We start from the raw sequence: 26,291 nt of genomic DNA on the forward strand, positions 1-26,291 counted from the left end.
ACGTCTCTGCTCCTTTACCGGTCACGGCAAGCCGTGAAGCCAAAACTGCTTCATCGCAGAACGACTGCAAATGGAAATCAGCTTTGATCGGGTAGCATGTACTCAAACTTGTATGAGTGATGCCCGTCGGTGATCGTGATCACCATGCTACCTGTTAGCCCAGAAAGCGCGTCAGTGCCTGAGTCAGGTACGACGGTGATGGACTGAACGGGCGCCCCACGGTTCATGGTCGAACTGTGTTGAAGTACGAAACTACCGCTGCGACCGTGCAAGGTTCCCTGTACAGTTTCCATGGCAACGTAACCGGCAGAACCTGGAACGCTGCTGCGAAAGGACAACATCTCACCTTGACTGGTGGCGTCCAGGTCACCCTTGAACTGCTTGTCCAAAGACAACCGACCGAGGCCAGAATCCTCAGCGGCACGGCTCAAGGGTTGCGGATTCAGCGTGATGTCGAATGACCCTACGGCGGTCTGTTGCATTGCAAATTCCTTTTTGACCCGGCTCCGTGCCGGTGCCTTGTAATACTCCATCCAAGCTCCAATTGCCATCATTCAGCCCTGTGTACGGCTGGATCTCATTATCCAAGCAACCATCAATTACCGTGGACAGGTCCAACGATGCGTGACCGAAACGACACTCGCCCAGCTGGGCGAGCGGGATGCGCTGCTCGGTGAAGTTCTCGAGGCATTCCAAATTGGGGTATTCGGATTTCTGTGTGTAATCGGAGCCTATCCCTAAAGTAGTATTTCGAGTGGGAAGGCGCAGCAAGGCAAATCCACCCTATTGCGCAGGTGCTACGGAAACATTTGATTGGCATTTCGGGGTGGCGGCGGGGTTAGATGAATTCGCCCCTGAACAAAACGCTGAAGCCCAAAGCTGAAACGGCAAAAGTGTTATAAACCAATTTGCGGCGCTGCATCAGGCTCTTGTCAACCTGAGCTCACTCTCAAGGATGTGCTATGAACTACAACGAATTCACCAGTTACCTCGCAGACCGAATTGTGGCGATTCGCACCCGCGAGCTCGTACCTGGTACTCAAAGGCGGCGCGGGCGGTACTACGATGCAGCCTATGCCTCGGTGTTGGAGTGCCGGGCATTTTTCGACCGACTTTCTCTTGATGAAGGCCCTCATAACGACTACAACCCCACAAGCAAGGCCTCGGTCGAGGCCTATCGTGTGGCGTTGTACGCAGAATTGGCCGAAGAACTGGGTAATCGGGTGGCGGATGCTTGCGTGCAGGGCGACGTATCTTTCCTGGATTCTGTGCTCAGGTACCCGGTGCCTTACGGGGAGGGGGTGTCAGACCAGAGGTTTGCCCGAGTGGCTGCGGAGTATTTTTCCAATATTGTTTTTGAGCGCACCTGTGTCGGGTGTCGTGCAAAGTACAAGGTAGCGCTGAAGGCCCAGACCTACCGGATGGTTTCAAATCATCACCCGGAAACCTGCGCTGCCGTGCGAGTAGCTCCCGTACAAGCAGCTAAGCCAGAGGTCAAGGTGGCGGAAAAGAAGGGAACAGACCCTATCAAACGCTTGTTCGTCGATCTGAATCGACCTGTGATACCCGAAGAGATGCTCAAGCCAACACAAAAGCCCGCTTATAATTCCCCTGCGTATCGGGCCAATGCCAAAGCTGCCTTGCGCTTGTACGCAGAGTTTCTCAAGTTCTATGAGAACAACCCGTTCACGGAGAGTGATCCAGAGGAAAACCAGCGCCAAATGGAGCGCATGTATAACGTCGCTGTGCGCACGATATTCAACTTCGATCCAAACGCAAACAAGCAACAATGATCACGACATGAAAATAGTCACCGCGTCGGTGCGCAGTAATCGCGAGTTCGGCCAACCAGGCCGGTGGCAGTTCTTTTTGCCTGGGCATCTGATGGGCAGGCGTGGCAGAAACTACTGAACAGCAGGTGCCTGCCGCTTCCAATCCTTGGCCGCAGCGGCTACGTAACCCATCATCGATAGGGGCACTTTGAATACCGGATAGGCAAGCGTCTGCATCCTGATCATAGTGTCCAGCATCAGCGTGCCGCTGCCCTGCTCGCCAGCAGTGCCAGTCCAGGCCTGGTAAGTGGGGTGAGACGTCAGGCTGGTACTGATGAAAGTCCTGCCCAGCGCCAGTACCAACAGCACCACGGCTACAGTGGCACATGCCTTGAACAAAGGGCTCCTGAAGCGCCAACCACTCTTCAACTGCACACCCAGCAACGCGCTCTTGGCGATATGCACCAGCGCCCCTAGCAACGACAAGGTCAGGGCGAACACCGGGGCAATCATGGCCTCGTAAGCCTCTTTTCCGTCGTCTGCCTGCGAACCTCCATCACGGTAGCCGTCGAGTTGATGGGTGTAATTGCGCAGGCCATCGTGTGTACGCCCGGCAAGCGCTCGATGGTAGAAACGCTGCTCGAACTGTTCGCGGGTAATTTCCGCCATCGGCAAATTGCCAATGTTGTCAGGGTACTCAAGCCCCTCGCGCCACAGCGCAAACCCCAGAAAGGAGCACATCCGTACTCCTACGCTGTAACCCCTCTCCCCTCTATCCACTGCCACGATATGGCGACCAAGTATGCTAAGCCCTGCCTACATGGGCGTGGTGGTCAAGCATTGAAAAAGGCCCCTCAGCAAGCAAAAATGGTAATAAGCCATCGCATTGATGCAGCCGCAAATAACAGGGGAAAATGGAATGACGTTGAAAGTTGCCATCGCGCTCAGCTGCCTCCTTGGCGTCTCGAGCACTGCTTTCGCCCGGCTGGATTTTCAGTATCAGGAGCTACCGCAGGATAGATCTAGCAGGGAATATGGCGCTCAAATTAAAGCCCTTGAGAAAGTGATGGAGGGTTACAAGTGGGCCGCTGACAATGGGGCTGGCTTCATTATTACTTCAATCCCGAACCCCATACCGAATGTCACCAGTGATCGAGCCGTCAACGGCTTGTACTTCGGAATGCAGCGATTTATTTATGACAAAGAGCAAGTTCGAGCTGCTCCATATGAGCTTTACGCGCGACAAAGCGGGCGCGTCGGGTACGTGGAGCTCTGGGACGATGAAAGCGCCGGGTCAATGCACGTGAAAATCATTGACGACAATACTCTTGAAGTTTTCAACGACGCAAAGGAGAGCGACGAAAAGGATCGCCTTATATACAAAAAAGTAGCGCGCTTTGAAAAGAACCCTCGAGAAGACAGGCTCGAAAGCGCAGAAGAGTCCGGCGTATTCCGCTAACGTCCCACTTTATTCGAGGCTACGCCTGTAGCCCCATCATTTCGAGCTCGGCGCAAACTATGTGCTGGCAGAACCTTCCTTTCATTTAAACATCTCCTCCTCCTTCAAAGTCAGCCGCTTTAGCGGCAAGGACGAAGTCATACTGAAGAAAAGTATCCGCTAGAGGTTCAGAGCGCTACCAGCGACACCTTCATCGCTATGAGCAAAGGCATCACGACCTTGCGGCGTTCATGGTCGAAGCCGGAAAGAAATACCCGGTTCGCTTCCATCAAGGTTCACGACCTGAAGCATACATTCGGACGTAGACTGAAAGCAGCAGCTGTGAGTTTGGAAGACCGGAAGTCGCTACTTGGCCACAAGAGCGGAAGCGTGACCCGTCATTACTCCGGAGCGGAGATTGGTCAGAAGATTGATGCAGCAAACAAGGTATTGGCCACCGACTCGCGCGGGCCGGCGCTGACAATTCTGAAGAGCAGAATCGGATGAGGAAAAAGGCGAAGTCACTTGAAAAGTTACTATGCCCAAAAATGAAAAAGCCACCCGTGGGTGGCTAAGTCATTGGGATTATTTGGTCGGGACGGAGTGATTCGAACACTCGACCCCTTGCACCCCATGCAAGTGCGCTACCGGGCTGCGCTACGCCCCGACTCTATTCTCGATACTGCTGAGAACGATGAAGAATCTACCCTAACCTCCTGATAAATGAAAGCTTTTTCTCAAAGAATTTTCACTTACCAGCAAACAAGCTCATTTCTTCAACACTACCAACACATCCTCCAACTCAACAATCATCTGACGAATCAGTTGCTTGTATTGGCTGGATTCATCCTTAGCCTCATCACTGGAGAGCCTCAACCGGGCCCCGCCAATGGTGAACCCTTGGTCATAAAGCAGCGCACGAATCTGGCGGATCATCAGCACATCCTGGCGCTGGTAATACCGCCGGTTGCCCCGCCGCTTCACAGGGTTAAGCTGGTCGAACTCCTGCTCCCAATACCGCAGCACGTGCGGCTTAACCGCACAAAGCTCACTCACTTCACCAATGGTGAAGTAGCGCTTGCCCGGTATGGGGGGCAGTTCGTCGTTATGGCTTGGTTCCAGCATAGGCCTCAACCCGGGCCTTCAACTTCTGCCCTGGACGAAAGGTGACGACGCGCCGTGCAGTGATCGGGATCTCTTCCCCTGTCTTGGGGTTGCGGCCCGGCCGCTGGCGTTTGTCGCGAAGGTCGAAGTTGCCGAAACCGGACAGCTTCACCTGCTCGTTCTCTTCAAGTGCGTGCCGAATTTCTTCGAAAAACAGCTCGACCAATTCCTTGGCCTCACGCTTGTTAAGCCCCAGCTCCTCGTACAGCCTTTCGGCCATCTCAGCTTTCGTCAGAGCACCCATGCCGTTATTTCCTTAACGTGGTGTTCAACCTTTGTTCGAGCGAGGTGAGGATGTTTTGCAGGGTAGTGTTCACCTCATCGTCGTTAAGAGTGCGCGATGGATGCTGCCAGGTCAAGCCGACGGCAAGGCTTTTTCTATCAGGATCAATGCCTTTACCTTGGTAGACATCAAACAGCCTGAGGTCTGTGAGCCATTCGCCTGCATTGTCACGAATTAATTCAAGCACCGCGCTAGAAGCTACATCACGCCCTGCGATCAAGGCCAGGTCGCGACGGGTTTCCGGGAACTTGGACAGCTCGCTGAACTTCGGCAGGCGGCCTTCGACCACGTCGCCCAGCACCAGCTCGAACAGGAATACCGGGCGGTCCAGGTCCAGGGCCTTGGCCAGCTCTGGGTGGATGGCGCCGAGGTAGCCGACCAGTTTGCCGTCACGCTCGATGGCGGCGGTCTGGCCTGGGTGCAGGGCTGGGTGCTTGCCGGCGCTGAAGGTGAAGTCGCTCAGGGCGCCGGAGTAGCCCAGCAGGGCTTCCACGTCGGCTTTGACGTCGAAGAAGTCGACGCCGTCGCGGCCGTTGGCCCAGCCTTCTGGCAGGCGGCTGCCAGTGATTACGCCGGCAATCATCGGCTGCTGCTGCAGGTCACCGAGCTGGCCGACAAAGCGCAGGCCGCTTTCGAACAAGCGCACGCGGTCTTGCTGGCGGTTCAGGTTGTGCTGCAGCGCCTTGACCAGGCCCGGCCACAGGGACGCGCGCATGGCGGCCATGTCGCTGGAGATGGGGTTGGCCAACAGCAGCGGCTCTACGCCCGGGCTGAACAGTTCGAACAGTTTCGGGTCGATGAAGCTGTAGGTGATGGCTTCCTGGTAGCCGCGGGCAACCAGCAGACGACGCAGGGTCGGCAGGTCACCGCGAGTCTCTGGCTTGCCCTGGGGGGCCAGGCGGGCTTGCGGGTAGCGAACCGGCAGGTTGTTGTAGCCGTACAGGCGGGCCAGTTCTTCGATCAGGTCGACTTCCAGGCTGATGTCGAAGCGATGGCTCGGGACGTTGACGGTCCACTGCCCTTCCCCGTTGCGAGTGGTGGTCAGTTCCAGGGCGTTGAGCAGTTGCTCGACCTGGGCTGGGTCCATTTCCATGCCGAGCATCTGGGTGATGCGTTCGGCGCGCAGGGTGACAGGGGCCACTTGCGGCAGGTGCTGTTCGCTGACGGCTTCGACGATCGGGCCGGCTTCGCCACCAACGATGTCCAGCAGCAGCTGAGTGGCGCGCTCCATGGCTTCGCGGGCCAGCTGCGAGTCGACGCCGCGTTCATAGCGGTGTGAGGCATCGGTGTGCAGGCCGTAGGAGCGGGCTTTACCGGCGACGGAAATCGGCTCGAAGAACGCGCTTTCCAGGAACAGGTCGCGGGTTTTTTCGGTATTCACACCGCTGTGCTCGCCACCCATGACGCCGGCGATGGCCAGGGCGCGGGTGTGGTCGGCGATCACCAGGGTATCGGCACGCAGGGCCACTTCCTGGCCGTCGAGCAGGACGAGCTTTTCGCCCTCTTCAGCCATGCGCACGCGAATGCCGCCGTTGATTTCCGCCAGGTCGAAGGCGTGCATCGGCTGGCCAAGTTCAAGCATCACGTAGTTGGTGATGTCGACGGCGGCGTCGATGCTGCGCACGTCGCTGCGGCGCAGGCGCTCGACCATCCACAGTGGGGTTGGCTTGCTGAGGTCGACGTTACGGATAACGCGGCCCAGGTAGCGTGGGCAGGCAGCCGGGGCACTGACTTCGACCGGGCGCACTTCGTCGTGGGCCGCCGCTACGGCTGGCACGACCGGACGAGTGACCGGGGTGTCGTACAGGGCGCTGACGTCGCGGGCCAGGCCTGCGATGGACAGGCAGTCGCCACGGTTGGGGGTCAGGCCGATTTCGATGCTGGCATCGTCCAGGCTCAGGTACTTGCGAATGTCTTCGCCAACCGGGGCGTCAGCCGCCAATTCCAGCAGGCCATCGTTCTCTTCGCTGATTTCCAGCTCGGCAGCCGAGCACAGCATGCCGAAAGACTCGACGCCGCGCAGCTTGGCCTTTTTGATCTTGAAGTCGCCAGACAGCTCGGCGCCGATCATGGCGAACGGGATCTTGATGCCTGGGCGGGCGTTAGGCGCGCCGCACACGACCTGGAAAGTTTCCTGGCCGTTGGTCACCTGACACACGCGCAGCTTGTCGGCGTCCGGGTGTTGTTCGGTGGCGAGGATTTCGCCCACGACGATGCCGCTGAACTGGCCGGCAGCGGGGGTAACGCTGTCGACTTCGAGGCCGGCCATGGACAGGCGGGCGACCAGTTCGTCACGGGAGACTTGCGGGTTTACCCAACCGCGCAGCCACTGTTCACTGAATTTCATGCTGTTCTCCTGAAAGTTGCGTCGGGCATTGACCTAGCGGAATTGCGCGAGGAAGCGCAGGTCGTTGTCGAAGAACAGACGCAAATCGTTGACGCCATAGCGCAGCATGGCCAGGCGCTCGGCGCCCATGCCGAAGGCGAAGCCCTGGAACTCTTCAGGGTCGATGCCGGACATGCGCAGCACGTTCGGGTGCACCATGCCGCAGCCCATCACTTCGAGCCAGCCGGTTTGCTTGCACACGCGGCAACCATTGCCGGAACACATCACGCACTGGATGTCGACTTCAGCGGACGGCTCGGTGAAGGGGAAGAACGATGGGCGGAAACGTACCGCCAGTTCTTTTTCGAAGAACACGCGCAGGAATTCTTCGATGGTGCCCTTGAGGTCGGCGAAGTTGATGTCGCGATCGATCAGCAGGCCTTCGACCTGGTGGAACATCGGCGAGTGGGTGATATCCGAGTCGCAGCGGTATACGCGGCCAGGGCAAACAATGCGGATTGGCGGCTGAGTGGACTCCATGGTCCGCACCTGCACCGGCGAGGTGTGGGTACGCAGCAGCATGTTGGCATTGAAGTAGAAGGTGTCGTGCATCGCCCGGGCCGGGTGGTGGCCAGGGATGTTGAGCGCTTCGAAGTTATGGTAGTCGTCTTCGACCTCTGGGCCTTCGGCGATGCCGTAGCCGATGTGGGTGAAGAACTGCTCGATGCGCTCGAGTGTACGGGTGATCGGGTGCAGGCCACCGGTGGCCTGGCCGCGACCTGGCAGGGTAACGTCAATGCACTCGGCAGCCAGGCGAGCGCTGAGCTCGGCTTCTTCAAAGGCGGCCTTGCGGGCATTGAGCACAACGGTAACGCGCTCTTTGGCGTCGTTGATCAGCGCGCCAACTTTCGGCCGCTCTTCGGCTGGCAGGTTGCCCAGGGTCTTCATCACCTGGGTCAGCTCGCCCTTCTTGCCGAGATAATTAACCCGGATCTGTTCCAGGGCGTTGATGTCTTCAGCGCGTTCCACGGCCTCTAGGGCTTGGGAGACCAGCGCATCCAGGTTTTCCATGTACAGACTCCAGATACGAAAATAGGGGAAGAGCTTTGAAGGCTCTTCCCCTATCGATGACGTTCAATGCCCGACAGCGCTAGCGCCGCCGGGTGATTGTCGCGGGTACTTAAGCCAGAACGGCTTTAGCTTTCTCGACAATCGCAGCAAACGCCGCTTTTTCGTTCACTGCCAGATCAGCCAGAACCTTACGGTCGATTTCGATCGAAGCCTTTTTCAGGCCAGCAATCAGACGGCTGTAGGACAGACCGTTGGTGCGGGCACCGGCGTTGATACGAGCGATCCACAGTGCGCGGAACTGACGCTTCTTCTGGCGACGGTCGCGGTAGGCGTATTGGCCTGCCTTGATGACCGCTTGCTTGGCTACACGGAATACGCGCGAACGTGCACCGTAGTAACCTTTAGCCAGTTTCAGAATTTTTTTGTGACGCTTACGAGCGATAACGCCGCGCTTAACACGAGCCATGAGTAACTTCCTCTATCTTAACCAGAATTAACGAACGCGCAGCATGCGCTCGACTTTTGCTACGTCGGACGGGTGCAGCAAGCTGGCACCGCGCAGTTGACGCTTACGCTTGGTCGACATTTTGGTCAGGATGTGGCTCTTGAAAGCGTGCTTGTGCTTGAAGCCCGAAGCTGTCTTCAGGAAGCGCTTCGCAGCACCGCTTTTGGTTTTCATTTTTGGCATGTTGGAACTCCGCATTCGATAAAATTACACATAATCATCAGGCCTGCCGTGCCCGGGAGATTACTTCTTTTTCTTGGGGGCGATGACCATCATAAGCTGGCGTCCTTCCATCTTAGGATGCTGCTCAACGGTGCCGTATTCGGCGAGGTCGGCTTCGACCCGCTTCAACAGCTCCATGCCCAGCTCCTGGTGGGCCATCTCACGACCACGGAATCTCAGAGAGATCTTGGCCTTGTCCCCATCGGTAAGGAAACGTACCAGGTTGCGTAGTTTTACCTGGTAATCCCCATCCTCCGTCCCTGGACGAAACTTGATTTCTTTGATCTGGATCTGCTTCTGGTTTTTCTTGGCTTCGTTAGCCTGCTTCTTCTTCTCGAAGAGGTGCTTGCCGTAGTCCATGACCTTGCAGACCGGTGGTACCGCGTCTGCAGAAATTTCTACCAGATCCAGCTTCGCTTCATCAGCGATACGCAGCGCTTCATCAATCGAGACGATGCCAACCTGCTCGCCGTCTGCGCCAATTAACCGAACCTCGCGGGCCGAGATATTCTCGTTGATCGGGGCCTTCGGTACAGCACGCTTATCGTTTCTCATTTCACGCTTAATAGTCATTACTCCGATTCTTGGCGACCACGCCGGGAAACCGCTTGTGTCAGCAACTCAGCGAATTGGGCGACGGGCATGGAGCCCAGGTCTGCGCCTTCGCGAGTACGCACAGCGACGGTTTGCGTTTCGACTTCGCGGTCCCCTATAACCAAAAGGTACGGGACCTTGAGCAAAGTATGCTCGCGGATTTTAAAGCCGATCTTCTCATTTCTCAAGTCCGACTTGGCACGGAAACCGCTACCGTTCAGAGATTTCTCTACCTCGAGGGCGAAATCGGCCTGCTTGTCGGTGATATTCATGATCACCGCCTGGGTCGGGGCCAGCCACGCCGGGAACACGCCAGCGTAGTGTTCGATCAGCATGCCGATGAAGCGTTCGAACGAACCGAGAATGGCGCGGTGCAGCATGACCGGGCGAACACGGCTGTTATCTTCGGCGATATAGCTGGCATCCAGGCGTTCTGGCAGGTTCGGGTCGTACTGCAGGGTACCGCACTGCCAGTTACGGCCGAGGCAGTCGCGCAGGGTGAACTCGATTTTCGGGCCGTAGAAGGCGCCCTCGCCTGGCTGGTATTCCCACTCAAGGCCCGATTCGTTCAGGGCGTCGGCCAGCGCCGTTTCGGCACGGTCCCACAACTCTTCAGAACCTACACGCTTGGCCGGACGGGTGGACAGCTTCATGGCGATGTCGCTGAAGCCGAAGTCCTTGTACACGTCCAGGGTCAGCTTGATGAAGTCGGCAGCTTCTTTCTTCACCTGCTCTTCGGTGCAGAAGATGTGCGCGTCGTCCTGTACGAAGCCACGCACGCGCATGATGCCGTGCAGGGCGCCAGACGGCTCGTTACGGTGGCAGGCACCGAACTCGGCCAGGCGCAGCGGCAGGTCACGGTAGCTTTTCAGGCCCTGGTTGAACACCTGCACGTGGCACGGGCAGTTCATCGGTTTTACCGCGTAGTCACGGCTTTCCGACGACGTGGTGAACATGTTCTCGGCGTAGTTGGACCAGTGGCCGGAGCGCTCCCAGAGGATACGGTCGACAACTTGCGGGGTCTTGATTTCCTGGTAGCCGTTTTCACGCTGCACGCCACGCATGTACTGCTCGAGTACCTGGTAGACGGTCCAGCCGTTGGCGTGCCAGAACACCATGCCTGGGGCCTCTTCCTGCAGGTGGAACAGGTCGAGCTGCTTGCCGATCTTGCGGTGGTCGCGCTTTTCGGCTTCTTCGATGCGCTGGATGTAAGCGGCCAACTGCTTCTTGTCAGCCCAGGCGGTGCCATACACACGCTGCAGCTGCTCGTTCTTGGCATCGCCGCGCCAGTACGCGCCGGACAGCTTGGTCAGCTTGAATGCCTTGAGGAAGCGAGTGTTCGGCACGTGCGGGCCACGGCACATGTCGACGTATTCTTCGTGGTAGTACAGGCCCATGGCCTGCTCATCCGGCATGTCTTCGACCAGGCGCAGCTTGTAGTCTTCGCCACGGGCCTTGAACACATCGATCACTTCGGCACGCGGGGTCATCTTCTTGACCACGTCGTAGTCTTTCTCGATCAGCTCCATCATGCGCTTTTCGATAGCGGCCATGTCTTCAGGGGTGAAGGGGCGCTCGTAGGCGATGTCGTAATAGAAGCCTTCGTCGATCACCGGGCCGATCACCATCTTGGCGGTCGGGTACAGCTGCTTCACGGCGTGGCCAACCAAGTGGGCGCACGAGTGACGGATGATCTCCAGTCCCTCTTCATCTTTAGGGGTAATGATTTGCAGGGTGGCGTCGTTGCTGATCAGGTCGCAAGCATCGACCAGTTTGCCGTCGACCTTGCCGGCCACGGTGGCCTTGGCAAGGCCCGCGCCGATGGAAGCGGCTACGTCGGCTACGGATACGGCGTGATCAAACGAACGTTGACTGCCATCGGGAAGAGTAATAACGGGCATGGCGCCTCCTCTCCTAGTGGTGACCCCTACCAAAGGTCACGTGGGTTGGGATGAGCCAGTACAAGATCCGACCTGCCTTTCTTTAAGGAAAGCCTGCCTCACAGTGGCAGAAGCCTTTCGACTTGTCAGGGACGAACCAGAGTGACTGGAAAGAAAAAAGATAGCTGTAGCCGGCAACAACGCGACCACAAGCCGAGCATGCTAGCACGCGGGTTGCACCCCAGGCAGAAATATTTGGAAATTGCACCGCAGCGGTGAACTATCAGGAAAAAATGCCTATCAGACCTTGGGAAGCAACCTACTCTTGATGAGACCTTAACCCAAGGAGTAACTGGTTATGCGAGTTCCGTCTCTTCTGGCCCTGGCGGCCGCTGGCGCCCTGCTGCTGCCCGTGGCTGCGAACGCCGGCAACTTCCCACCTGGGAAGGAGGCCGGCTACATGACCCAGTGCACGCAGGTGGCCAGCGGCCAGGGTGTTGACGCTGCCACTGCGAAAAAGCACTGCGACTGTGGCGCGCAAGCCATCAAAAAGAATTTTACCGATGCCGAGATTGCCGACCTGGACAGCCAGGATGGCGTGGACGCCAAGCTGATGCAGAAGGCCCAGACGGTCGTTCAGCAGGCTTGTAAACCGAAAAGCTGAAACCTTAAAGCCAAGGTTGGCGAGCGATTCTTTGCCTTGAATCAACATCCGATGAAGGTAAAAGGCGCTACATCCGCAGAATTAGACTATGATGTCATCTGTGCCAGACAGCTCAGGCGTCTATGGCACTTCGAAAAATTTCAAGTTTCTGGAGATTCATCCCATGTCCAATCGCCAAACCGGCACCGTCAAATGGTTCAATGATGAGAAAGGCTTCGGCTTCATCACCCCACAAGGCGGCGGCGACGACCTGTTCGTTCACTTCAAGGCCATCGAATCCGACGGCTTCAAGAGCCTGAAAGAAGGCCAAACTGTTTCCTTCGTCGCCGAGCGCGGTCAGAAGGGCATGCAGGCTGCACAGGTTCGTCCGGAGTAATTCGGAAGCTGTAAAAAAACCCGCCCTTATGGCGGGTTTTTTTATGGGCGTTTGCATGGGCTGAGTGAAATGGCCTATGCGGGCACGCCATGTTTCGGGGGCCTGATGGCCCCTCAGCCCTGCATCAACCGCAGTTGACGCGGGTCACGTTGCCCTGCTCGTCCACATTCAGGTTCAAGCGCTCGGAGCGGTACTCCAGGGTAACCACGTCGTGCGGTTTGAGAATACGCGCCATTTGCGAGCCGCTGGCCTTGCGCGCCTGCTCCAACAATTCGGCGCTGGCCGGCTTGCCAATGGCAAAGTCAGCGCCGCTGGCTTCGCAACGGCCGTCGTTGCCTGCTGGCGTGGCCGGCGCAGCACCACCACCAGCGTTGTCACCAGTGCTGCAACCAGCCAGGACAGCAGCCACCGCCAGGGTTGCCAGGTAAGCACGGGTACGGAACATGAAGCCTCCTAAATCGGTCTGGGAACTGCCTGATCCGACAGCTCCACTCATCATTTGTTGCAAAACCGGCCAAGTCTGCCTGAACTGCAGCAGCGAGGCGAAAAGCAATCGTGACCGGATTTTGCACAACCCACTGCGTTTGCCATATGCTTAGCTCGCACGATCACTGGCGCAAAGCCATGATTTGCTGCAAGAAGTGGAGCGCATCCCGCCTCCATCGAACACCAGGGTCAGGTGTTCCCCTTCGTTCCGGGCCCCAAGCGAGAGCTTTTCATGAGCACCCACAGCATCGATGCCGATATCAAGGTCAAATGGGCCGAGGGCCAGAGCGCGTACAGCCCCGGCACACCGGAGGAGCTGCTGTTGATTGGCATCGACCTGCTGGTGCGCGATCGCGGCGCTGAAGCCGCGCGCAGCTTCATCGAGCAAGTGCTTGAGCGTTACGCGCCGCACCCGGTTATTCCAATCGTGCCAACCGGGCGCTGAGCAGATCGAACAGCCCCTGGGCATCGCCCTGCTCCACCCACAGCACATTCGCCGGCTGCTTGAGCACGCCGTACCAGTCGGCAATCGTCTGGCCAAACGTTGGGCCTTCGCGGCTGTCGACGCTCATGTGAATGCGCCGGCCACTGAAAAGCTCGGGCTTTAACAGGTAGGCGATGACGCTGGCGTCGTGCACCGGGCCGCCGGGCATGCCGTACAGGTCCATGTCGTGGGTGATGTAGGCATTGAGGATATCTACCACGCGTTTGCTGGCCTGGTTATTCACGGCGGCCAGTTGCTTCAGGCGGGCGTCGCTGGTCAGCAGCTTGTGGGTGACATCCAGCGGCAAGTAGGTCAGTTGCACGCCGCTGGCCAACACCACTTCGGCGGCGTGTGGGTCGGCGTAAAGGTTGAACTCCGCCGCCGGGGTGATGTTGCCGCCGTTGAAATGGGCACCGCCCATGACGACCACCTCTTTGATGCCCTTGACGATGTCTGGGCGCTGAATCAACGCCAGGGCCAGGTTGGTCTGCGGGCCGAGCATGGCCACGGTGATGCTGTGGGGTGTGGCCGCGCCGAGGGTGTCGATCAGGTACTGCACGGCATTGCCCTGGGCCTGGGGCTTTTTCGGCTCGTGCACCGGTACGCCAGTGAGGCCTTCTTCGCCGTGTACGTCGGCAGCATAGATAGGTGTGCGCACCAACGGGCGACCGGCACCGGCGTAGACGGGGATATCTTCGCGCCCCGCCCATTCGCGAGCCAGGCGCGCGTTGCGCGAGGTTTTTTCCAGACGCACGTTGCCAGCCACTGTAGTGATGGCGCGGATGTTGAGTTCGTCGGGTGAGGCCATGGCCAGAAACAGCGCGACCACATCATCGGCGCCAGGGTCAGTGTCGATGATCAGGTCGATAGGGGCGGCCTGAAGGGTGGAAGCAGTGGCCATGAAGGCGATTCCTTGTAGCAGGGGTTTGAGCATGGGTGGCACTCCTGTTGCCTGGGTGGCGGTTTCCGGGGCCGCTTTGCCCCCCCGCCCTTAGAAGGTGACGCCGGATATGAGGGCGATGTTGCTGTAGGGCTGGCATTCACCTGTGCGCACCACTGCACGGGCACTGCGCGAAAGCACTTTGAAATTCTCATGGCTCAGCCATTCGCGCTTGCCCAGCTTGCCCTTCAGTCGCTCGATTTCGACCAGCGCTGGTGGCACGACTTTCTGCATTTCTTCAGCCAGCACGTGCCGCTCTACCTGCAATTCGCTCAGCACTGCCCGCAACACGCTGGCGAAATCCGGCAACCCTGGGGTAACGGCCAGGTCGATCATCTCCACGCCCGGCGGCACCGGTAGCCCGGCATCACCGATCACTAGAATGTCACCATGCCCCATGCCGGCAATAACCCGCGACAGGGCAACGTTCAGCAATGGGGTTTTCTTCATGGTGTCAGCTCCGCCAGGTAAGGAATCGACGGCTGGGCACCGGCACGGGTGACCGACAATGCGGCGGCACGCTGGCCAAACACAATAGCCTCGCCCTCCTCCAGCCCCCGCACCAGCCCGGCCGCAAAGCCACCGACAAAGGTATCGCCGGCAGCGGTGGTATCCAACGGTTGCACCACCGACGCCGGATAGTGCTGGTGGCCTTGAGCAGTAATCCGCAAGGCCCCTTGCGCACCCAGGGTGATGATCACTTTCCCCGCCCCCAGTTGCAGCAGCCGCTCGCCAGCGCGCCGGGCGCTTTCCTGGTCGGTCACCGCCATGCCGGTCAACGCTTCGGCCTCGCTTTCGTTAGGGGTGAGGTAATCGATATGCGCAAACCAGTCCGCCGGCAAGGGACCGGTAGCAGGTGCTGGGTTCAGGATTACCTGCTTACCCAGCTCATGCCCTCTGGCCAGGGTCCAGGCCACGGTTTCGGCCGGCACTTCCAGTTGGCAAATGATCACTTCAGCCGCCTGCAACAGCGCATCGAAACGCTGCACCGACCGTGGCGTAAGCAGGCCGTTGGCGCCGGGAATGATAACGATACAGTTCTGGCTGGCGGCATCCACGGTGATCAGTGCGACACCACTGGAAACCCCTGGGCACGTGCTTACGCCCTGGCAGTCGATACCCTCGACGTACAATGCCCGGTGCAGTTGCCGACCATAATCGTCGTCCCCCACATTGCCGATCATCGCCACGCTACCGCCCAACCGTGCCACTGCCACGGCCTGATTAGCGCCCTTGCCGCCCGGCACGGTGAAAAAGCTTTCGCCGGGGAGTGTTTCGCCGGCCCTGGGCAGGCGCTGCGCGCGGGCCACCAGGTCCATATTGAGGCTGCCGACCACCACAACCTTGGCATTCATGACATTTCCTTAGCGTTAGCGGTAATCATTGAACAGGTCCGGGCGTGGCCCGGTGGACTCACGCAAGACGATGCGCGGGGCAATGATGCGTTGCTCTGCCGCGCCTTGCCGGGGTGTACCGATACGCGTCAGCAACAGTGAAGCGGCACTTTCGCCCAGCTCGCGAATCGACTGGCCCACCGTGGTCAACGGCGGGTAGACGTAGCGGCTGAGCTCGATGTCGTCGAAGCCGATCACCGACAGTTCGCCGGGTACGCTGATATTGCGTTCGGCTGCAGCGCGCAGCACGCCGAAACCAATCATGTCATTGCCGGCAAAAATTGCCGTGGGCCGCTTGCCCTCCAGCACCTGCGTTGCCGCCGCATGGCCACCTGGGCTGGTGAAGTCGCAGTGCAGCACACGGTTGCCCAGCAGGGGCGCACCGGCTTCGATCATGGCGCGGCGAAAGCCGCACAGGCGCAGCTGAGTAACCCCGGTTTCGGCAGGGCCGCCGATGTAGGCGATGTCGCGATGGCCAAGCTCCAGCAGGTGCTGGGTGGCCAGGTACGCGCCATGCTCGTGGTCGATACGCACCAGGTCGGCATCGACGCCCTCCAGCTCACGGTCGACGATGACCATGGGCGTGCGTACACAGGCCAGGCTTTGCAGCAGGTCGCTGTCCTGGCCCACCGAGGCTACCACCAGGCCGTCGATGCGTTTTTCCAGCAGCACGCGCAGGTAACTGCGCTGCTTCTGCGGGTTGTCGTCGGAGTTGCACAGGATCACACAATAGCCGTTGCGTTCGCAGGCGTCTTCGATACCCCGCGCCAGCTCGGCGAAGTACGGGTTGACGCTGTTGGGCACCAGCAGGCCGATGGTGGCCGTGCTACGCGCCTTGAGTGAGCGGGCCACCGCACTGGGCACATAATCCAGTTCGATAATGGCGGCTTCCACTTTCAACCGCACCTGTTCGCTGACGGGTCGGGTCTTGTTCAGTACATGGGACACGGTGGTGTAAGAAATACCCGCCAGCGCCGCGACATCTTTGATGGTTGCCATGTTGTCAGTTCCGCCGGGCTGCACGCCGGCTACGGTAAGTGTCGAGCACCACGGCGATGACGATCACCGCCCCGGTGATGATGCGTTTGGTTGGTTCGCTGGCGCCGATCTGCGCCAGCCCGGCGGCCAGTACGGAAATGATCAGTACGCCAAAGAAGGTGCTGATAACCGAGCCACGCCCGCCCATCAGGCTGGTGCCGCCGATCACTACAGCGGCAATCACCTGCAGTTCCAGGCCGGAGCCAGCATTGGGGTCGGCGGCTTCCAGCCGCGAGATCTGGAACAGCGCGGCCAGGCCGGCGAGCAGGCCCATCAAGGCGAACACCAACACTTTGTAGGGCCGCGGGTCGATACCGGCGAGGCGTACGGCTTCTTCGTTGGTGCCAATGCCAATCAGGTAGCGGCCGAATACCGTACGGGTCAGCACCAGCTGGGCCAACACGATTACCAGCAAGGCAATGATGAACGCTGGCGAAATACCAAAGGCGACCGGGTTGGAGAACCAGGCATAGGCATCGCCAATATAGGCGGTGCGCGAGTCGGTGAACTGGTAGGCCAGACCACGGGCCATTTCCAGCACGCCGAGCGAAACAATGAATGACGGGATGCGCCAGGCCACGGTTACGCACCCGGTAATGCTACCGGCCAGCGCGGCCACGGCCATGCCCAGCATCGCCGAGGGCAGCACGCCCCAGCCCCAGCCGAGAATCGCCACGCTCACCGCGGAGGCAGCCAGCGCCAGCACCGAGCCCACCGACAGGTCGATACCGCCGATGATCAGCACGAAGGTCATGCCCACCGCCAGTACCATCAGGTCCGGGATCTGGTTGGCCAAGGTGCTGAAGGTGCTGTAAGACCAAAAGTGGCTGCTGAGGAATGAGAACAACACGATCATCGCCAGCAAGGCGCCAGCCAAGCCCAAGTAAGTGGCCAAGCCAAAGTACGTGCCACTGCGGCGCACGGGAGCGGCGCCTTGGCTGTCTAGCGGGGTGGTTTTCATGCATTCTTCCTGGGTGCTGCATCGTGCAGCAGTGCGTCACGTTTCTGATATCCGGCAAAGGCGGCGGCCAACAGCTGATCCTGAGTCCAATGCTCACGCTCGAAGGTGTCGATCAGGCGGCCGGCGGACAGCACAGCGATGCGGTCGCAAATCAGCATCAGCTCGCGCAGGTCGCTGGACACCACCACCAGGGCCTTGCCCTGGCGCGCCAGTTCGGCCAGCAGGCCATAGATGTCGAACTTGGCGCCCACATCGATGCCACGGGTAGGTTCGTCGAACAGCAGCACCTGGCAATCGCGCTCCAGCCAGCGGCCGATCACCACCTTCTGCTGGTTGCCGCCAGACAGCTCGCCCACTACCTGCTGCGCGCCGGCACTGCGAATGCGCATGGCCTGGATCTGGCGTTCGGCCAGGGCTTGCTCTGCCTGGCCATCGAGCACGCCGGCCCGCGATACCGCGCCCAGGTTACCCAGGGCGATGTTGGCGCTGATCGACTGCGTCAGCAGCAGGCCCTCGCCTTTGCGGTCTTCGGTAATCAGCGCGATACCCGCCCGCACGGCGGCCTTGGGCGAGTCGATGGTTACCGCTTGAAGTGGCTGGCCGAGCGCGATGCTGCCACTGTCGGCACGGTCGGCACCGTAGATCAGCCTCAGCAGCTCGGTGCGGCCGGCGCCGATCAGGCCGGACATGCCAAAGATTTCCCCTGCCCTGACCTCGAACGACACCTCGCGCACCTTGTCAGCACGGCTTAGCTTGTCGACCTTAAGCAAGGGGGCACCGATCTGCCGGCGGCCCAGGTCGATATGCTCGCCCAGTTCGCGGCCGACCATCAGGTTGACCAGCTCGGCACTGGTGTAGCGCTGTATCGGCTCATCACACACCAGTTTGCCATCGCGCAGCACAGCGATGCGCTGGGCCACGCGCTGCAACTCTTCCAGGCGGTGCGAGATATAGACGATGGCCACGCCACGCTGGCGCAAGCGCTCGATCTGGGTGAACAGCAACTCCACCTCGCGCGCAGTGAGCATGGCAGTGGGCTCGTCGAAGATCAGCACATGGCAGTCACCGATCAGGTTGCGGGCGATTTCGACCATCTGCTGATGCCCGATACCCAACTCGCCCACCGGGGTATCCGGGTCGATGGCATCGAGCCCGACCTGGGCCATGGCGGCCGTGGCCAATTGGCGCAGGCGCTTGTGGCTGATCCAGCCAAAGCGGCTGGGCAGGTTGTCGAGGAACAGGTTTTCCGCCACGGTCAGTGTCGGCAGCAGGTTCAACTCCTGCATGACCATGCGTACACCGAGGCGCTCGGCCTCGCTGCGGCTGGCGGGCGCGTAGGCCTGGCCGCGATAGGTCATGAGCCCGGTGGTGGGCACCTCCAGGCCACTGATGAGCTTGGACAGGGTACTTTTGCCCGCACCGTTTTCGCCGGTCAGGGCCAGCACTTCGCCGGCGCGCAGGCTGAGGCTGACGTCGCCTAGCACGGGCTGGGCGTAAGTCTTGCCCAACCCACGGGCGGCGAGTACCACTTCGTTGGCCAATGCAGGCATGGCCGTTCTCCTGGCAGCGTCAGGGCTTCTTGGTGATGAGTTTGACCGGGGTCTGGATGACGTTGTCGTCATCCACATCAGGCTTCTCGCCCTTGACCATTTTCAACGCCGCCTGGATGCCGTACACCGCCTGCTGGCTGGCGGCCTGGTCGAGGGTGGCGAGTACGCGACCATCACCAAGCATCGGTTTGATGGCGTTGATGTTGTCGTAGCCCACCACTTGCACCTGGCCGGTCTTACCGGCAGCACGCACGGCCGATACCGCACCCAGGGCCATGCTGTCGTTGCCAGCCAGCAGGGCTTTCAGTTCGGGGTATTCGTTGAGCATGGACGCCGCGACAGCGTTGCCTTTGTCGATTTCCCAGTTGCCACTTTGCACCGAGACGATCTTCATCTGTGCGGCCTCCATGGCGTCCTTGAAGCCGGCGGTGCGTTGCTGGGCGTTGGTGGTGGTCGGCACGCCTTCGATGATGCCCACCTGGTCGCCGGCCTTGAGCTTCTGGCTGGCCAGGTAGTCGCCGACCAGGCGCGCGCCCTTGCGGTTGTCGGGGCCAACGAAGGGTACGCTGATGCCTTTGCTCTTGAGCAGATCAGGGTCCAGACGGTTGTCGATGTTGATCACTACAACGCCCTGGTCCATGGCCTTCTTCACCGCCGACACCAGTGCCTTGGAATCGGCCGGGGCAATCACCAGCGCCTTGGCGCCGGAATTGACCATTTGCTCGACGATGCGGATCTGTTCGCCGGTGTCGGTTTCGTTCTTGATGCCATTGGCGACCAGGTCGAATTCATTGGCGTGGGCTTTCTGGTAGTCCTTGGCGCCGTCTTCCATGGTGCGGAAGAATTCATTGGCCAGCGACTTCATGACCAGGGCGACCTTGGGTTTGTCTTCGGCGTGGGCGGCCGACAATGGCAGGGCGAGAGAAAGCGAGGAAACGACAGCGAGGGCCAGCAGACGACCGGGGAACGGCAGTTTCATGGACGATGACTCCGAATCTTGTGTTTTTTATCGGATAGCAAACGTTTGCGGTACCTAACTATGGAAACAGGACCGGGGTTTGTCAAATCCGTTTGGCTGTCGGAGGCCAGAGCACTGCTTCGGCTGATTATCCAGATTTCTCCGAAAAACCGAACACCTTTTCCTATGTTTTTCGGGATTCCGAATGCAATACGCCCCCTGGCAACGCGCAAGGCCGCACCTACGCTCATTTACACAAGCTGGTATGAAACATGCCTTGTCCAGGTGCGACAAAAAAATCATCTCACTAGGAAGAGAGAACAATAACGATGAATGCCGCACTGAAAACCTTCGCCCCCAGCGCACTCGCGCTGCTGCTGATCCTGCCAGCCACCGCCTCTGCCAAAGAAGCCGAAACCCAGCAGAAGCTGGCCAACGTGGTCATCCTCGCCACCGGCGGCACCATTGCCGGCGCCGGTGCCAGCGCCGCCAACAGCGCTACCTACCAGGCTGCCAAGCTGGGCGTCGACAAGCTCATCGCCGGCGTGCCGGAGCTTGCAGACATCGCCAACGTGCGCGGTGAGCAAGTGATGCAGATCGCGTCTGAAAGCATCAGCAACGACGACCTGCTAAAGCTGGGCAAACGCGTCGCCGAGCTGGCCGAAAGCAAGGACGTCGACGGAATCGTCATCACCCACGGCACCGACACCCTGGAAGAAACCGCCTATTTCCTCAATCTGGTGGAAAAGACCGACAAGCCAATCGTGGTGGTCGGTTCGATGCGTCCAGGTACCGCCATGTCCGCTGACGGCATGCTCAACCTGTATAACGCCGTGGCCGTGGCCAGCGACAAGCAGTCGCGTGGCAAGGGCGTGCTGGTGACCATGAACGATGAGATCCAGTCCGGGCGTGACGTGAGCAAGTCGGTCAACATTAAAACCGAAGCGTTCAAGAGCGCCTGGGGCCCCATGGGCATGGTAGTGGAAGGCAAGTCCTACTGGTTCCGCCTGCCGGCCAAGCGCCATACGGTCAATTCCGAGTTCGATATCAAGCAGATCAGCAGCCTGCCCCAGGTGGACATTGCCTATGGCTATGGCAACGTCACCGACACTGCCTACAAGGCACTGGCGCAAAACGGTGCCAAGGCGCTGATTCATGCCGGCACCGGCAACGGTTCGGTATCGTCGCGGGTGGTGCCGGCGCTGCAAGAGCTGCGCAAGAACGGCGTGCAGATCATCCGTTCGTCTCACGTCAACCAGGGTGGCTTCGTGCTGCGCAACGCCGAACAGCCGGACGACAAGAACGACTGGGTGGTGGCCCACGACCTGAACCCGCAAAAGGCGCGAATTCTGGCGATGGTAGCGATGACCAAGACCCAGGACAGCAAGGAACTGCAGCGAATCTTCTGGGAGTATTGAGTGCTCCTCTCAGGGCCGGTGCGCCGGCCCTGAGGCTCTTGCCGCCCTTCCCTCTGCGGTGCCTGGCACCGCCTCTGAGCCACGCATGACCAGCCCCGGCGGCGGCGCTCTTCGCGGGCATGCCCGCTCCCACAGCGACGACTGTCATCCTGTACAACCGGTGCCATCCACTACAGGATCTCAGGGCGCAATGCGCTTCAGGTCATTCAACAAGCCCATCAGTTGCTGCAACTTCTCTTCACCAAACTGCGCCTGAATCTTCTGGTAGTTGGCCTCCATCCCTTCCTTCATCGAGGCAAAGCACGCCTCCCCGCCTTCGGTCAGGCTGACGAACACCCGCCGCTGGTCCTGCGCTGCCTTCTGCCGCCGCACCAGCCCATCGCGCTCCAGCCGCCCCAGCACCCCGGTCATGCTCGGCTTGAGGATGCAGGCCAGTTCTGCCAGCTGGTAATTCTCCAGCTCGCCATGCTGCTTGAGGATGCGGATGACCCGCCATTGCTGCTCGGTCAGGTCATGCGCGTTCAACAGCGGCCTGAAAAATGCCATTGCGGCTTCTCGGGCCTGCAAAAGGCTTAGGGTGAGCGAAGGTTGGGTCTTGGTCATGGTCGAGCCTGTGGTTTTTCTCAGTTCACAAATTTAAGGGCATGCACGATGGAAAGTGCAATCTGTTCCACGGAAAACCCATTCAAGCCCAGCGCGCGGGCTGCGACCATCCGGTACAAACAACAACACATACCGGGTGCGCCGCCATGGCCCTGTCACTGCAAGTGTGCCTGCCGCTGGCGATACTCCCCAGGCGTGAGTTTGGCGTAGCGGTTGAAGAAGCGGCTGAAATAGGCCGGGTCCTTGAAGCCCAGCTGGTAACAGATTTCGTTGGCCGTGCTACCGGAAAACAACAGCAAGCGCTTGGCCTCCTGCATCAGCCGCTCCAGTACCAGGCGCTTGGATGGCAAGTCGGCGATACGCCGGCACACATCGTTCAGCCGCGCCTCGGTCACGCCAACCTGCTGCGCGTAGCGGGCCAGCGGCCAGTGCTCGAGGTAATGCGCTTCGATCAGTGCATTGAAACGGTGGAAGATCTTCAAGTCCTCATGCCGCGCCGGGGTCGATTCCAGCGAGTTGGGGCACAGCCGCAGCAGGCTGACCATGATCAAGCGGGTCAGCGACTGCAGCGCCGCCTCGCGCCCCGGTTGCTGCGTGGCGAACTCGTCGCTCAGCGCTTCCAGCCAGCCTTGCAGGCGGTGGGCCTCGGCCTTGTATTCGGCCGGCAGGTTGCCCAGCGCCACGCAGGCCGGCTGCACCTGCATGCCCGCCGGCAGCAGGCTGGCATCGGCTTCGATCAATTGCCAGACCAGTTGCTGGCGCACAGTCAGCACATGCCCGTCGCTGTCGGCTTCGGTAACGAACGCGTGTGCCACCGTGGGCGGCGTGAGGAAGAACATCGGCCCGGCCTCGATGTACTGCTGGTCGTCCAGATACACCCGCACCGTGCCCGATTTCACGTAATGCACCTGGAAGAACCGGTCATGCCGGTGCACTGGCATGTTGCGCCCGAAAAAGCCCGCCAGGTTGCCCAGCCGGTCGTAATGCACCTCGCTGTCGCTGTAGCGCTGGTCATAGACCTGGCCGATGTTGATGTTCGGTATCGGATGCCGGTCGCTCATGGCTGCTTGCTCGCAAATCGCTTGACCCTGTTGACGATGGCCCATGGTGCACCGCCTTGTCGGCACGCGCCACTGGCCACCTCTTGACCATCGTTAACATATTAACTATAACATTAACACATTAACAAAATTCGCAGGACGGCCATCGCCCTGCACTGCCAGGAGAAGAGCATGAGCCATGCCCTGCATGACGTTGCCAACGGCACCCTGTTCGGCGTCGCGCTGAACTACCGGGGTTTGCTGCAGCAGCACCAAGCGGCGTTCGTCGAAGCACCGTACAAGCAACTGCCAGTCAAGCCAGTGCTGTTCGTCAAAACCCCGAACACGCGCAACCAGCATGAAGGCCAAGTGCTGTTCCCGGCCAACGTACAGCGCCTGCAACCTGGCCCGGCGCTGGGTGTGGTGATTGGCAAGGACGCCAGCCGCGTCAGTGTGGAGGACGCCCTGGAGCATGTGGCGGGCTACACCATCGTCAACGAAACCAGCCTGCCCGAAGACAGCTACTACCGCCCGGCCGTCAAGGCCAAGTGCCGTGATGGCTTCTGCCCGATCGGCCCAGCGCTGGTGCCGGCCAGCCAGGTAGCCAACCCCGATGCCCTAGGCCTGCGCCTGTATGTGAATGGCGAACTGCGCCAGCACAACAACACCGCCAACTGCGTGCGCACGGTGGCCCAGCTGATTGCCGAAATCAGCGAGTTCATGACCCTGCACGCTGGCGACATCCTGATCACCGGCACCCCCGAGGGCCGCGTCGATGTACAGCCAGGCGACCGCGTCGATATCGAGATCGACGGCCTGGGCAAGCTGACCAACCACATCGTCGCCGAGTGAGGAATTACCTGTGAAACACGCCCGTATCCAGTTCGACGGCCAGGCCCATGATGTCACGGTCGAAGGCGACCACCTGCGCCTTGCCGATGGCCGCCTGGTCCATCAAGACCAGGTCACCTGGCTGCCGCCCGCCACTGGCAGCATGTTCGCCCTGGGCCTGAACTACGCCGATCACGCCAAGGAACTGGCCTTCGCGCCGCCCACCGAACCTCTGGCCTTCATCAAGTCGCCCGGCACCTACACCGGCCACGGCCAGGTCACCTGGCGCCCGGACAACGTCGAGTACATGCACTACGAGTGCGAGTTGGTCGCGGTCATTGGCAAAGCGGCGAAAAACGTCAAGCGTGAGGACGCCCTGGCCTACGTTGCCGGCTACACCGTGTGCAACGACTACGCCATCCGCGACTACCTGGAAAACTACTACCGCCCCAACCTGCGGGTGAAAAACCGCGACGCCACCACCCCGGTCGGCCCGTGGATCGTCGATGCGGCCGATGTGCCAGACGTCAGCAACCTGAAGCTGCGCACCTGGATCAACGGTGAGCTGAAGCAGGAAGGCACCACGGCGGACATGATCTTCGACATCCCGCACCTTATCGAATACTTCTCCAGCTTCATGACCCTGCAGCCAGGCGACATGATCGCCACCGGCACGCCAGAAGGCCTGGCCGACGTGGTGCCGGGCGATGAAGTGGTAGTGGAAGTGGAAGGCGTCGGCCGCCTGGTCAACCGCATCGTCAGCGAAGCTGACTTCTTCAAGAGCAACAAGGCATGAGCAGCATGATCAAGCACTGGATCAACGGCCGTGAGGTCGAGAGCAAAGACACCTTCGTCAACTACAACCCGGCCACCGGCGATGCCATTTGTGAAGTCGCCAGCGGTGGCGCCGAAGAAGTGGCGCAAGCCGTGGCCGCGGCCAAGGAAGCCTTCCCCAAGTGGGCCAACACCCCGGCCAAGGAACGTGCCCGCCTGATGCGCAAGCTGGGTGAGCTGATCGACCAGAACGTGCCGAAACTGGCCGAGCTGGAAACCCTCGACACCGGCCTGCCGATCCACCAGACCAAGAACGTGCTGATCCCGCGTGCCTCGCACAACTTCGATTTTTTCGCCGAAGTGTGCACACGCATGGATGGCCACACCTACCCGGTCGACGACCAGATGCTCAACTACACCCTGTACCAGCCGGTGGGTGTATGCGGCCTGGTCAGCCCCTGGAACGTGCCGTTCATGACCGCCACCTGGAAGACCGCGCCGTGCCTGGCGCTGGGCAACACCGCCGTGCTGAAGATGAGCGAACTGTCGCCACTGACCGCCAACGAACTGGGCCGCCTGGCTGTCGAAGCCGGCATCCCCAACGGCGTGCTCAACGTGATCCAGGGCTATGGCGCCACCGCTGGCGACGCCCTGGTACGTCACCCGGATGTACGCGCTATTTCCTTCACCGGCGGCACCGCCACCGGCAAGAAGATCATGCAGACCGCTGGCCTGAAAAAGTACTCGATGGAACTGGGCGGAAAATCGCCGGTGCTGATCTTCGAAGATGCCGACCTTGAGCGTGCGCTGGACGCCGCGTTGTTCACCATCTTCTCGCTGAACGGCGAACGCTGCACCGCCGGCAGCCGCATTTTCATCCAGGAAAGCGTGTACCCGCAGTTCGTCGCCGAGTTCGCGGCGCGCGCCAAGCGCCTGATCGTCGGTGACCCGACCGACCCGAAAACCCAGGTCGGTTCGATGATCACCCAGCAGCACTACGACAAGGTCACCGGCTACATCCGCATCGGCATGGAAGAAGGCGCACGCCTGGTCGCCGGTGGCCTGGAACGCCCGGCCAACCTGCCGGCGCATTTGGCCAAAGGGCAGTTCATCCAGCCCACCGTGTTCGCCGATGTGAACAACAAGATGCGCATTGCCCAGGAAGAAATCTTCGGCCCGGTGGTGTGCCTGATCCCGTTCAAGGACGAAGCAGAAGCGCTGCAACTGGCCAACGACACCGAGTACGGCCTGGCGTCGTACATCTGGACCCAGGACATCGGCAAGGCCCACCGCCTGGCCCGTGGCATCGAGGCCGGCATGGTGTTCATCAACAGCCAGAACGTACGCGACCTGCGCCAGCCATTCGGTGGCGTGAAAGGTTCCGGTACCGGGCGTGAAGGCGGGCAGTACAGCTTCGAGGTCTTTGCAGAGATCAAGAACGTGTGTATTTCCATGGGTAGCCACCACATTCCGCGCTGGGGCGTGTGAGCAAACCGTAGATGGCCGCTCCCACAAGTAC

29 protein-coding genes, 1 tRNA gene and 1 pseudogene are annotated in these 26,291 nt (G+C 60.1%); 10 read left to right on the top strand and 21 right to left on the bottom strand.

Going from position 1 to position 26,291, the window contains the following annotated elements; all coding sequences use genetic code 11:
• Positions 1-77: 77 nt before the first annotated feature.
• Positions 78-533, bottom strand: coding sequence for a DUF3224 domain-containing protein (locus DM807_RS22080; protein WP_218648029.1), 456 nt, complete (start codon positions 531-533; stop codon positions 78-80).
• Positions 534-962: 429 nt separating this feature from the next.
• On the opposite strand from DM807_RS22080, the gene DM807_RS22085 reads away from it, so the two are divergent.
• Positions 963-1,793: a hypothetical protein gene (locus DM807_RS22085; protein ID WP_179027929.1), complete on the top strand. Its 831-nt coding sequence runs from the start codon at positions 963-965 to the stop codon at positions 1,791-1,793.
• 111 nt (positions 1,794-1,904) lie between these two features.
• Here DM807_RS22085 and DM807_RS22090 read toward each other — a convergent pair whose 3' ends face one another.
• Complete coding sequence (locus DM807_RS22090) at positions 1,905-2,513, bottom strand: hypothetical protein (RefSeq protein ID WP_179027930.1); 609 nt, start codon at positions 2,511-2,513, stop codon at positions 1,905-1,907.
• Between the two features lie 178 nt (positions 2,514-2,691).
• On the opposite strand from DM807_RS22090, the gene DM807_RS22095 reads away from it, so the two are divergent.
• Complete coding sequence (locus DM807_RS22095) at positions 2,692-3,231, top strand: hypothetical protein (RefSeq protein ID WP_060493919.1); 540 nt, start codon at positions 2,692-2,694, stop codon at positions 3,229-3,231.
• 258 nt (positions 3,232-3,489) lie between these two features.
• Positions 3,490-3,717, top strand: a pseudogene (locus tag DM807_RS22100) (integrase); the annotation flags it as partial.
• An 83-nt stretch (positions 3,718-3,800) separates the two neighbouring features.
• Here the strand turns inward: DM807_RS22100 and DM807_RS22105 are convergent.
• The 9 genes from DM807_RS22105 to thrS all read right to left on the bottom strand — a co-directional run bounded on the left by DM807_RS22105 (position 3,801) and on the right by thrS (position 11,276).
• Positions 3,801-3,877, bottom strand: a tRNA-Pro gene (locus DM807_RS22105).
• A gap of 101 nt (positions 3,878-3,978) precedes the next feature.
• Complete coding sequence (locus DM807_RS22110) at positions 3,979-4,335, bottom strand: MerR family transcriptional regulator (protein WP_003250681.1); 357 nt, start codon at positions 4,333-4,335, stop codon at positions 3,979-3,981.
• The gene (gene ihfA / locus DM807_RS22115) at positions 4,316-4,618 is read right to left on the bottom strand and encodes an integration host factor subunit alpha (RefSeq protein ID WP_003250679.1); all 303 of its coding nucleotides are present in this window, start codon (positions 4,616-4,618) and stop codon (positions 4,316-4,318) included. Before ihfA ends, DM807_RS22110 begins: the two co-directional genes overlap by 20 nt.
• Before the next feature lie 4 nt (positions 4,619-4,622).
• Positions 4,623-7,004, bottom strand: coding sequence for a phenylalanine--tRNA ligase subunit beta (gene pheT / locus DM807_RS22120; RefSeq protein WP_012273092.1), 2,382 nt, complete (start codon positions 7,002-7,004; stop codon positions 4,623-4,625).
• Positions 7,005-7,037: 33 nt separating this feature from the next.
• The gene (gene pheS / locus DM807_RS22125) at positions 7,038-8,054 is read right to left on the bottom strand and encodes a phenylalanine--tRNA ligase subunit alpha (protein ID WP_003250674.1); all 1,017 of its coding nucleotides are present in this window, start codon (positions 8,052-8,054) and stop codon (positions 7,038-7,040) included.
• 109 nt (positions 8,055-8,163) lie between these two features.
• A complete protein-coding gene (rplT, locus tag DM807_RS22130) occupies positions 8,164-8,520 on the bottom strand; it encodes a 50S ribosomal protein L20 (protein ID WP_003250671.1) in 357 nt (118 codons plus the stop codon).
• Positions 8,521-8,547: 27 nt separating this feature from the next.
• Positions 8,548-8,742, bottom strand: coding sequence for a 50S ribosomal protein L35 (gene rpmI / locus DM807_RS22135; protein WP_003250667.1), 195 nt, complete (start codon positions 8,740-8,742; stop codon positions 8,548-8,550).
• Between the two features lie 60 nt (positions 8,743-8,802).
• Positions 8,803-9,354, bottom strand: a complete 552-nt coding sequence (gene infC, locus DM807_RS22140) for a translation initiation factor IF-3 (protein WP_012052879.1) — start codon at positions 9,352-9,354, stop codon at positions 8,803-8,805.
• Positions 9,354-11,276, bottom strand: a complete 1,923-nt coding sequence (thrS, locus tag DM807_RS22145) for a threonine--tRNA ligase (RefSeq protein ID WP_012273093.1) — start codon at positions 11,274-11,276, stop codon at positions 9,354-9,356. Before thrS ends, infC begins: the two co-directional genes overlap by 1 nt.
• Before the next feature lie 337 nt (positions 11,277-11,613).
• On the opposite strand from thrS, the gene DM807_RS22150 reads away from it, so the two are divergent.
• Positions 11,614-11,919 carry a hypothetical protein gene (locus DM807_RS22150; protein WP_012273094.1) on the top strand — a complete coding sequence of 102 codons (306 nt, stop codon included), beginning with the start codon at positions 11,614-11,616 and terminating at the stop codon, positions 11,917-11,919.
• A gap of 163 nt (positions 11,920-12,082) precedes the next feature.
• Positions 12,083-12,295: a cold-shock protein gene (locus DM807_RS22155; protein ID WP_012273095.1), complete on the top strand. Its 213-nt coding sequence runs from the start codon at positions 12,083-12,085 to the stop codon at positions 12,293-12,295.
• A 124-nt stretch (positions 12,296-12,419) separates the two neighbouring features.
• On the opposite strand, the gene DM807_RS22160 is transcribed toward DM807_RS22155, so the two are convergent.
• Positions 12,420-12,740 (bottom strand): I78 family peptidase inhibitor, encoded by a 321-nt coding sequence (locus tag DM807_RS22160; protein WP_060493920.1) that lies wholly within the window; start codon positions 12,738-12,740, stop codon positions 12,420-12,422.
• 273 nt (positions 12,741-13,013) lie between these two features.
• On the opposite strand from DM807_RS22160, the gene DM807_RS22165 reads away from it, so the two are divergent.
• Complete coding sequence (locus tag DM807_RS22165; protein WP_179027931.1) at positions 13,014-13,226, top strand: hypothetical protein; 213 nt, start codon at positions 13,014-13,016, stop codon at positions 13,224-13,226.
• Here the strand turns inward: DM807_RS22165 and DM807_RS22170 are convergent.
• Genes DM807_RS22170 through DM807_RS22200 form a run of 7 tightly spaced genes read right to left on the bottom strand, consistent with a single transcriptional unit; the run spans position 13,198 to position 20,127 of the window.
• Positions 13,198-14,199 (bottom strand): nucleoside hydrolase, encoded by a 1,002-nt coding sequence (locus DM807_RS22170; RefSeq protein ID WP_060515098.1) that lies wholly within the window; start codon positions 14,197-14,199, stop codon positions 13,198-13,200. The genes DM807_RS22165 and DM807_RS22170 overlap by 29 nt on opposite strands.
• Positions 14,200-14,256: 57 nt before the next feature.
• Positions 14,257-14,655 carry a D-ribose pyranase gene (gene rbsD, locus DM807_RS22175; protein ID WP_012273099.1) on the bottom strand — a complete coding sequence of 133 codons (399 nt, stop codon included), beginning with the start codon at positions 14,653-14,655 and terminating at the stop codon, positions 14,257-14,259.
• Positions 14,652-15,560: a ribokinase gene (rbsK, locus tag DM807_RS22180; protein ID WP_012273100.1), complete on the bottom strand. Its 909-nt coding sequence runs from the start codon at positions 15,558-15,560 to the stop codon at positions 14,652-14,654. Before rbsK ends, rbsD begins: the two co-directional genes overlap by 4 nt.
• A gap of 15 nt (positions 15,561-15,575) precedes the next feature.
• Positions 15,576-16,598, bottom strand: a complete 1,023-nt coding sequence (locus DM807_RS22185; RefSeq protein ID WP_012273101.1) for a LacI family DNA-binding transcriptional regulator — start codon at positions 16,596-16,598, stop codon at positions 15,576-15,578.
• Positions 16,599-16,602: 4 nt separating this feature from the next.
• The gene (locus DM807_RS22190) at positions 16,603-17,598 is read right to left on the bottom strand and encodes an ABC transporter permease (RefSeq protein ID WP_012273102.1); all 996 of its coding nucleotides are present in this window, start codon (positions 17,596-17,598) and stop codon (positions 16,603-16,605) included.
• Positions 17,595-19,148 (bottom strand): sugar ABC transporter ATP-binding protein, encoded by a 1,554-nt coding sequence (locus DM807_RS22195; RefSeq protein WP_179027932.1) that lies wholly within the window; start codon positions 19,146-19,148, stop codon positions 17,595-17,597. The genes DM807_RS22190 and DM807_RS22195 overlap by 4 nt, the downstream gene beginning before the upstream one ends.
• Positions 19,149-19,167: 19 nt before the next feature.
• Positions 19,168-20,127 carry a sugar ABC transporter substrate-binding protein gene (locus tag DM807_RS22200; RefSeq protein ID WP_069942345.1) on the bottom strand — a complete coding sequence of 320 codons (960 nt, stop codon included), beginning with the start codon at positions 20,125-20,127 and terminating at the stop codon, positions 19,168-19,170.
• A gap of 308 nt (positions 20,128-20,435) precedes the next feature.
• Between DM807_RS22200 and DM807_RS22205 the strand changes: the two genes are divergently transcribed.
• Positions 20,436-21,524 (top strand): asparaginase, encoded by a 1,089-nt coding sequence (locus tag DM807_RS22205; RefSeq protein WP_060492717.1) that lies wholly within the window; start codon positions 20,436-20,438, stop codon positions 21,522-21,524.
• Positions 21,525-21,704: 180 nt separating this feature from the next.
• Here DM807_RS22205 and hpaR read toward each other — a convergent pair whose 3' ends face one another.
• The gene (gene hpaR / locus DM807_RS22210) at positions 21,705-22,127 is read right to left on the bottom strand and encodes a homoprotocatechuate degradation operon regulator HpaR (protein ID WP_179027933.1); all 423 of its coding nucleotides are present in this window, start codon (positions 22,125-22,127) and stop codon (positions 21,705-21,707) included.
• Between the two features lie 155 nt (positions 22,128-22,282).
• Positions 22,283-23,188, bottom strand: a complete 906-nt coding sequence (hpaA, locus tag DM807_RS22215; protein ID WP_041166751.1) for a 4-hydroxyphenylacetate catabolism regulatory protein HpaA — start codon at positions 23,186-23,188, stop codon at positions 22,283-22,285.
• 171 nt (positions 23,189-23,359) lie between these two features.
• Between hpaA and DM807_RS22220 the strand changes: the two genes are divergently transcribed.
• From DM807_RS22220 to hpaE, 3 genes are read left to right on the top strand one after another with little or no spacing between them, the layout of a single operon-like run.
• Entirely contained in the window at positions 23,360-24,019 is a 660-nt protein-coding gene (locus tag DM807_RS22220; protein WP_012273108.1) for a fumarylacetoacetate hydrolase family protein, read from the top strand.
• 10 nt (positions 24,020-24,029) lie between these two features.
• Complete coding sequence (locus DM807_RS22225; protein ID WP_060492719.1) at positions 24,030-24,794, top strand: fumarylacetoacetate hydrolase family protein; 765 nt, start codon at positions 24,030-24,032, stop codon at positions 24,792-24,794.
• A gap of 5 nt (positions 24,795-24,799) precedes the next feature.
• On the top strand, positions 24,800-26,260 hold the full coding sequence (hpaE, locus tag DM807_RS22230) for a 5-carboxymethyl-2-hydroxymuconate semialdehyde dehydrogenase (RefSeq protein WP_041166752.1): 1,461 nt from the start codon (positions 24,800-24,802) through the stop codon (positions 26,258-26,260).
• Positions 26,261-26,291: the final 31 nt, after the last annotated feature.

It is taken from the genome of Pseudomonas hunanensis (assembly GCF_013393325.1).
GTDB classification, from domain to species: domain Bacteria; phylum Pseudomonadota; class Gammaproteobacteria; order Pseudomonadales; family Pseudomonadaceae; genus Aquipseudomonas; species Aquipseudomonas putida_P.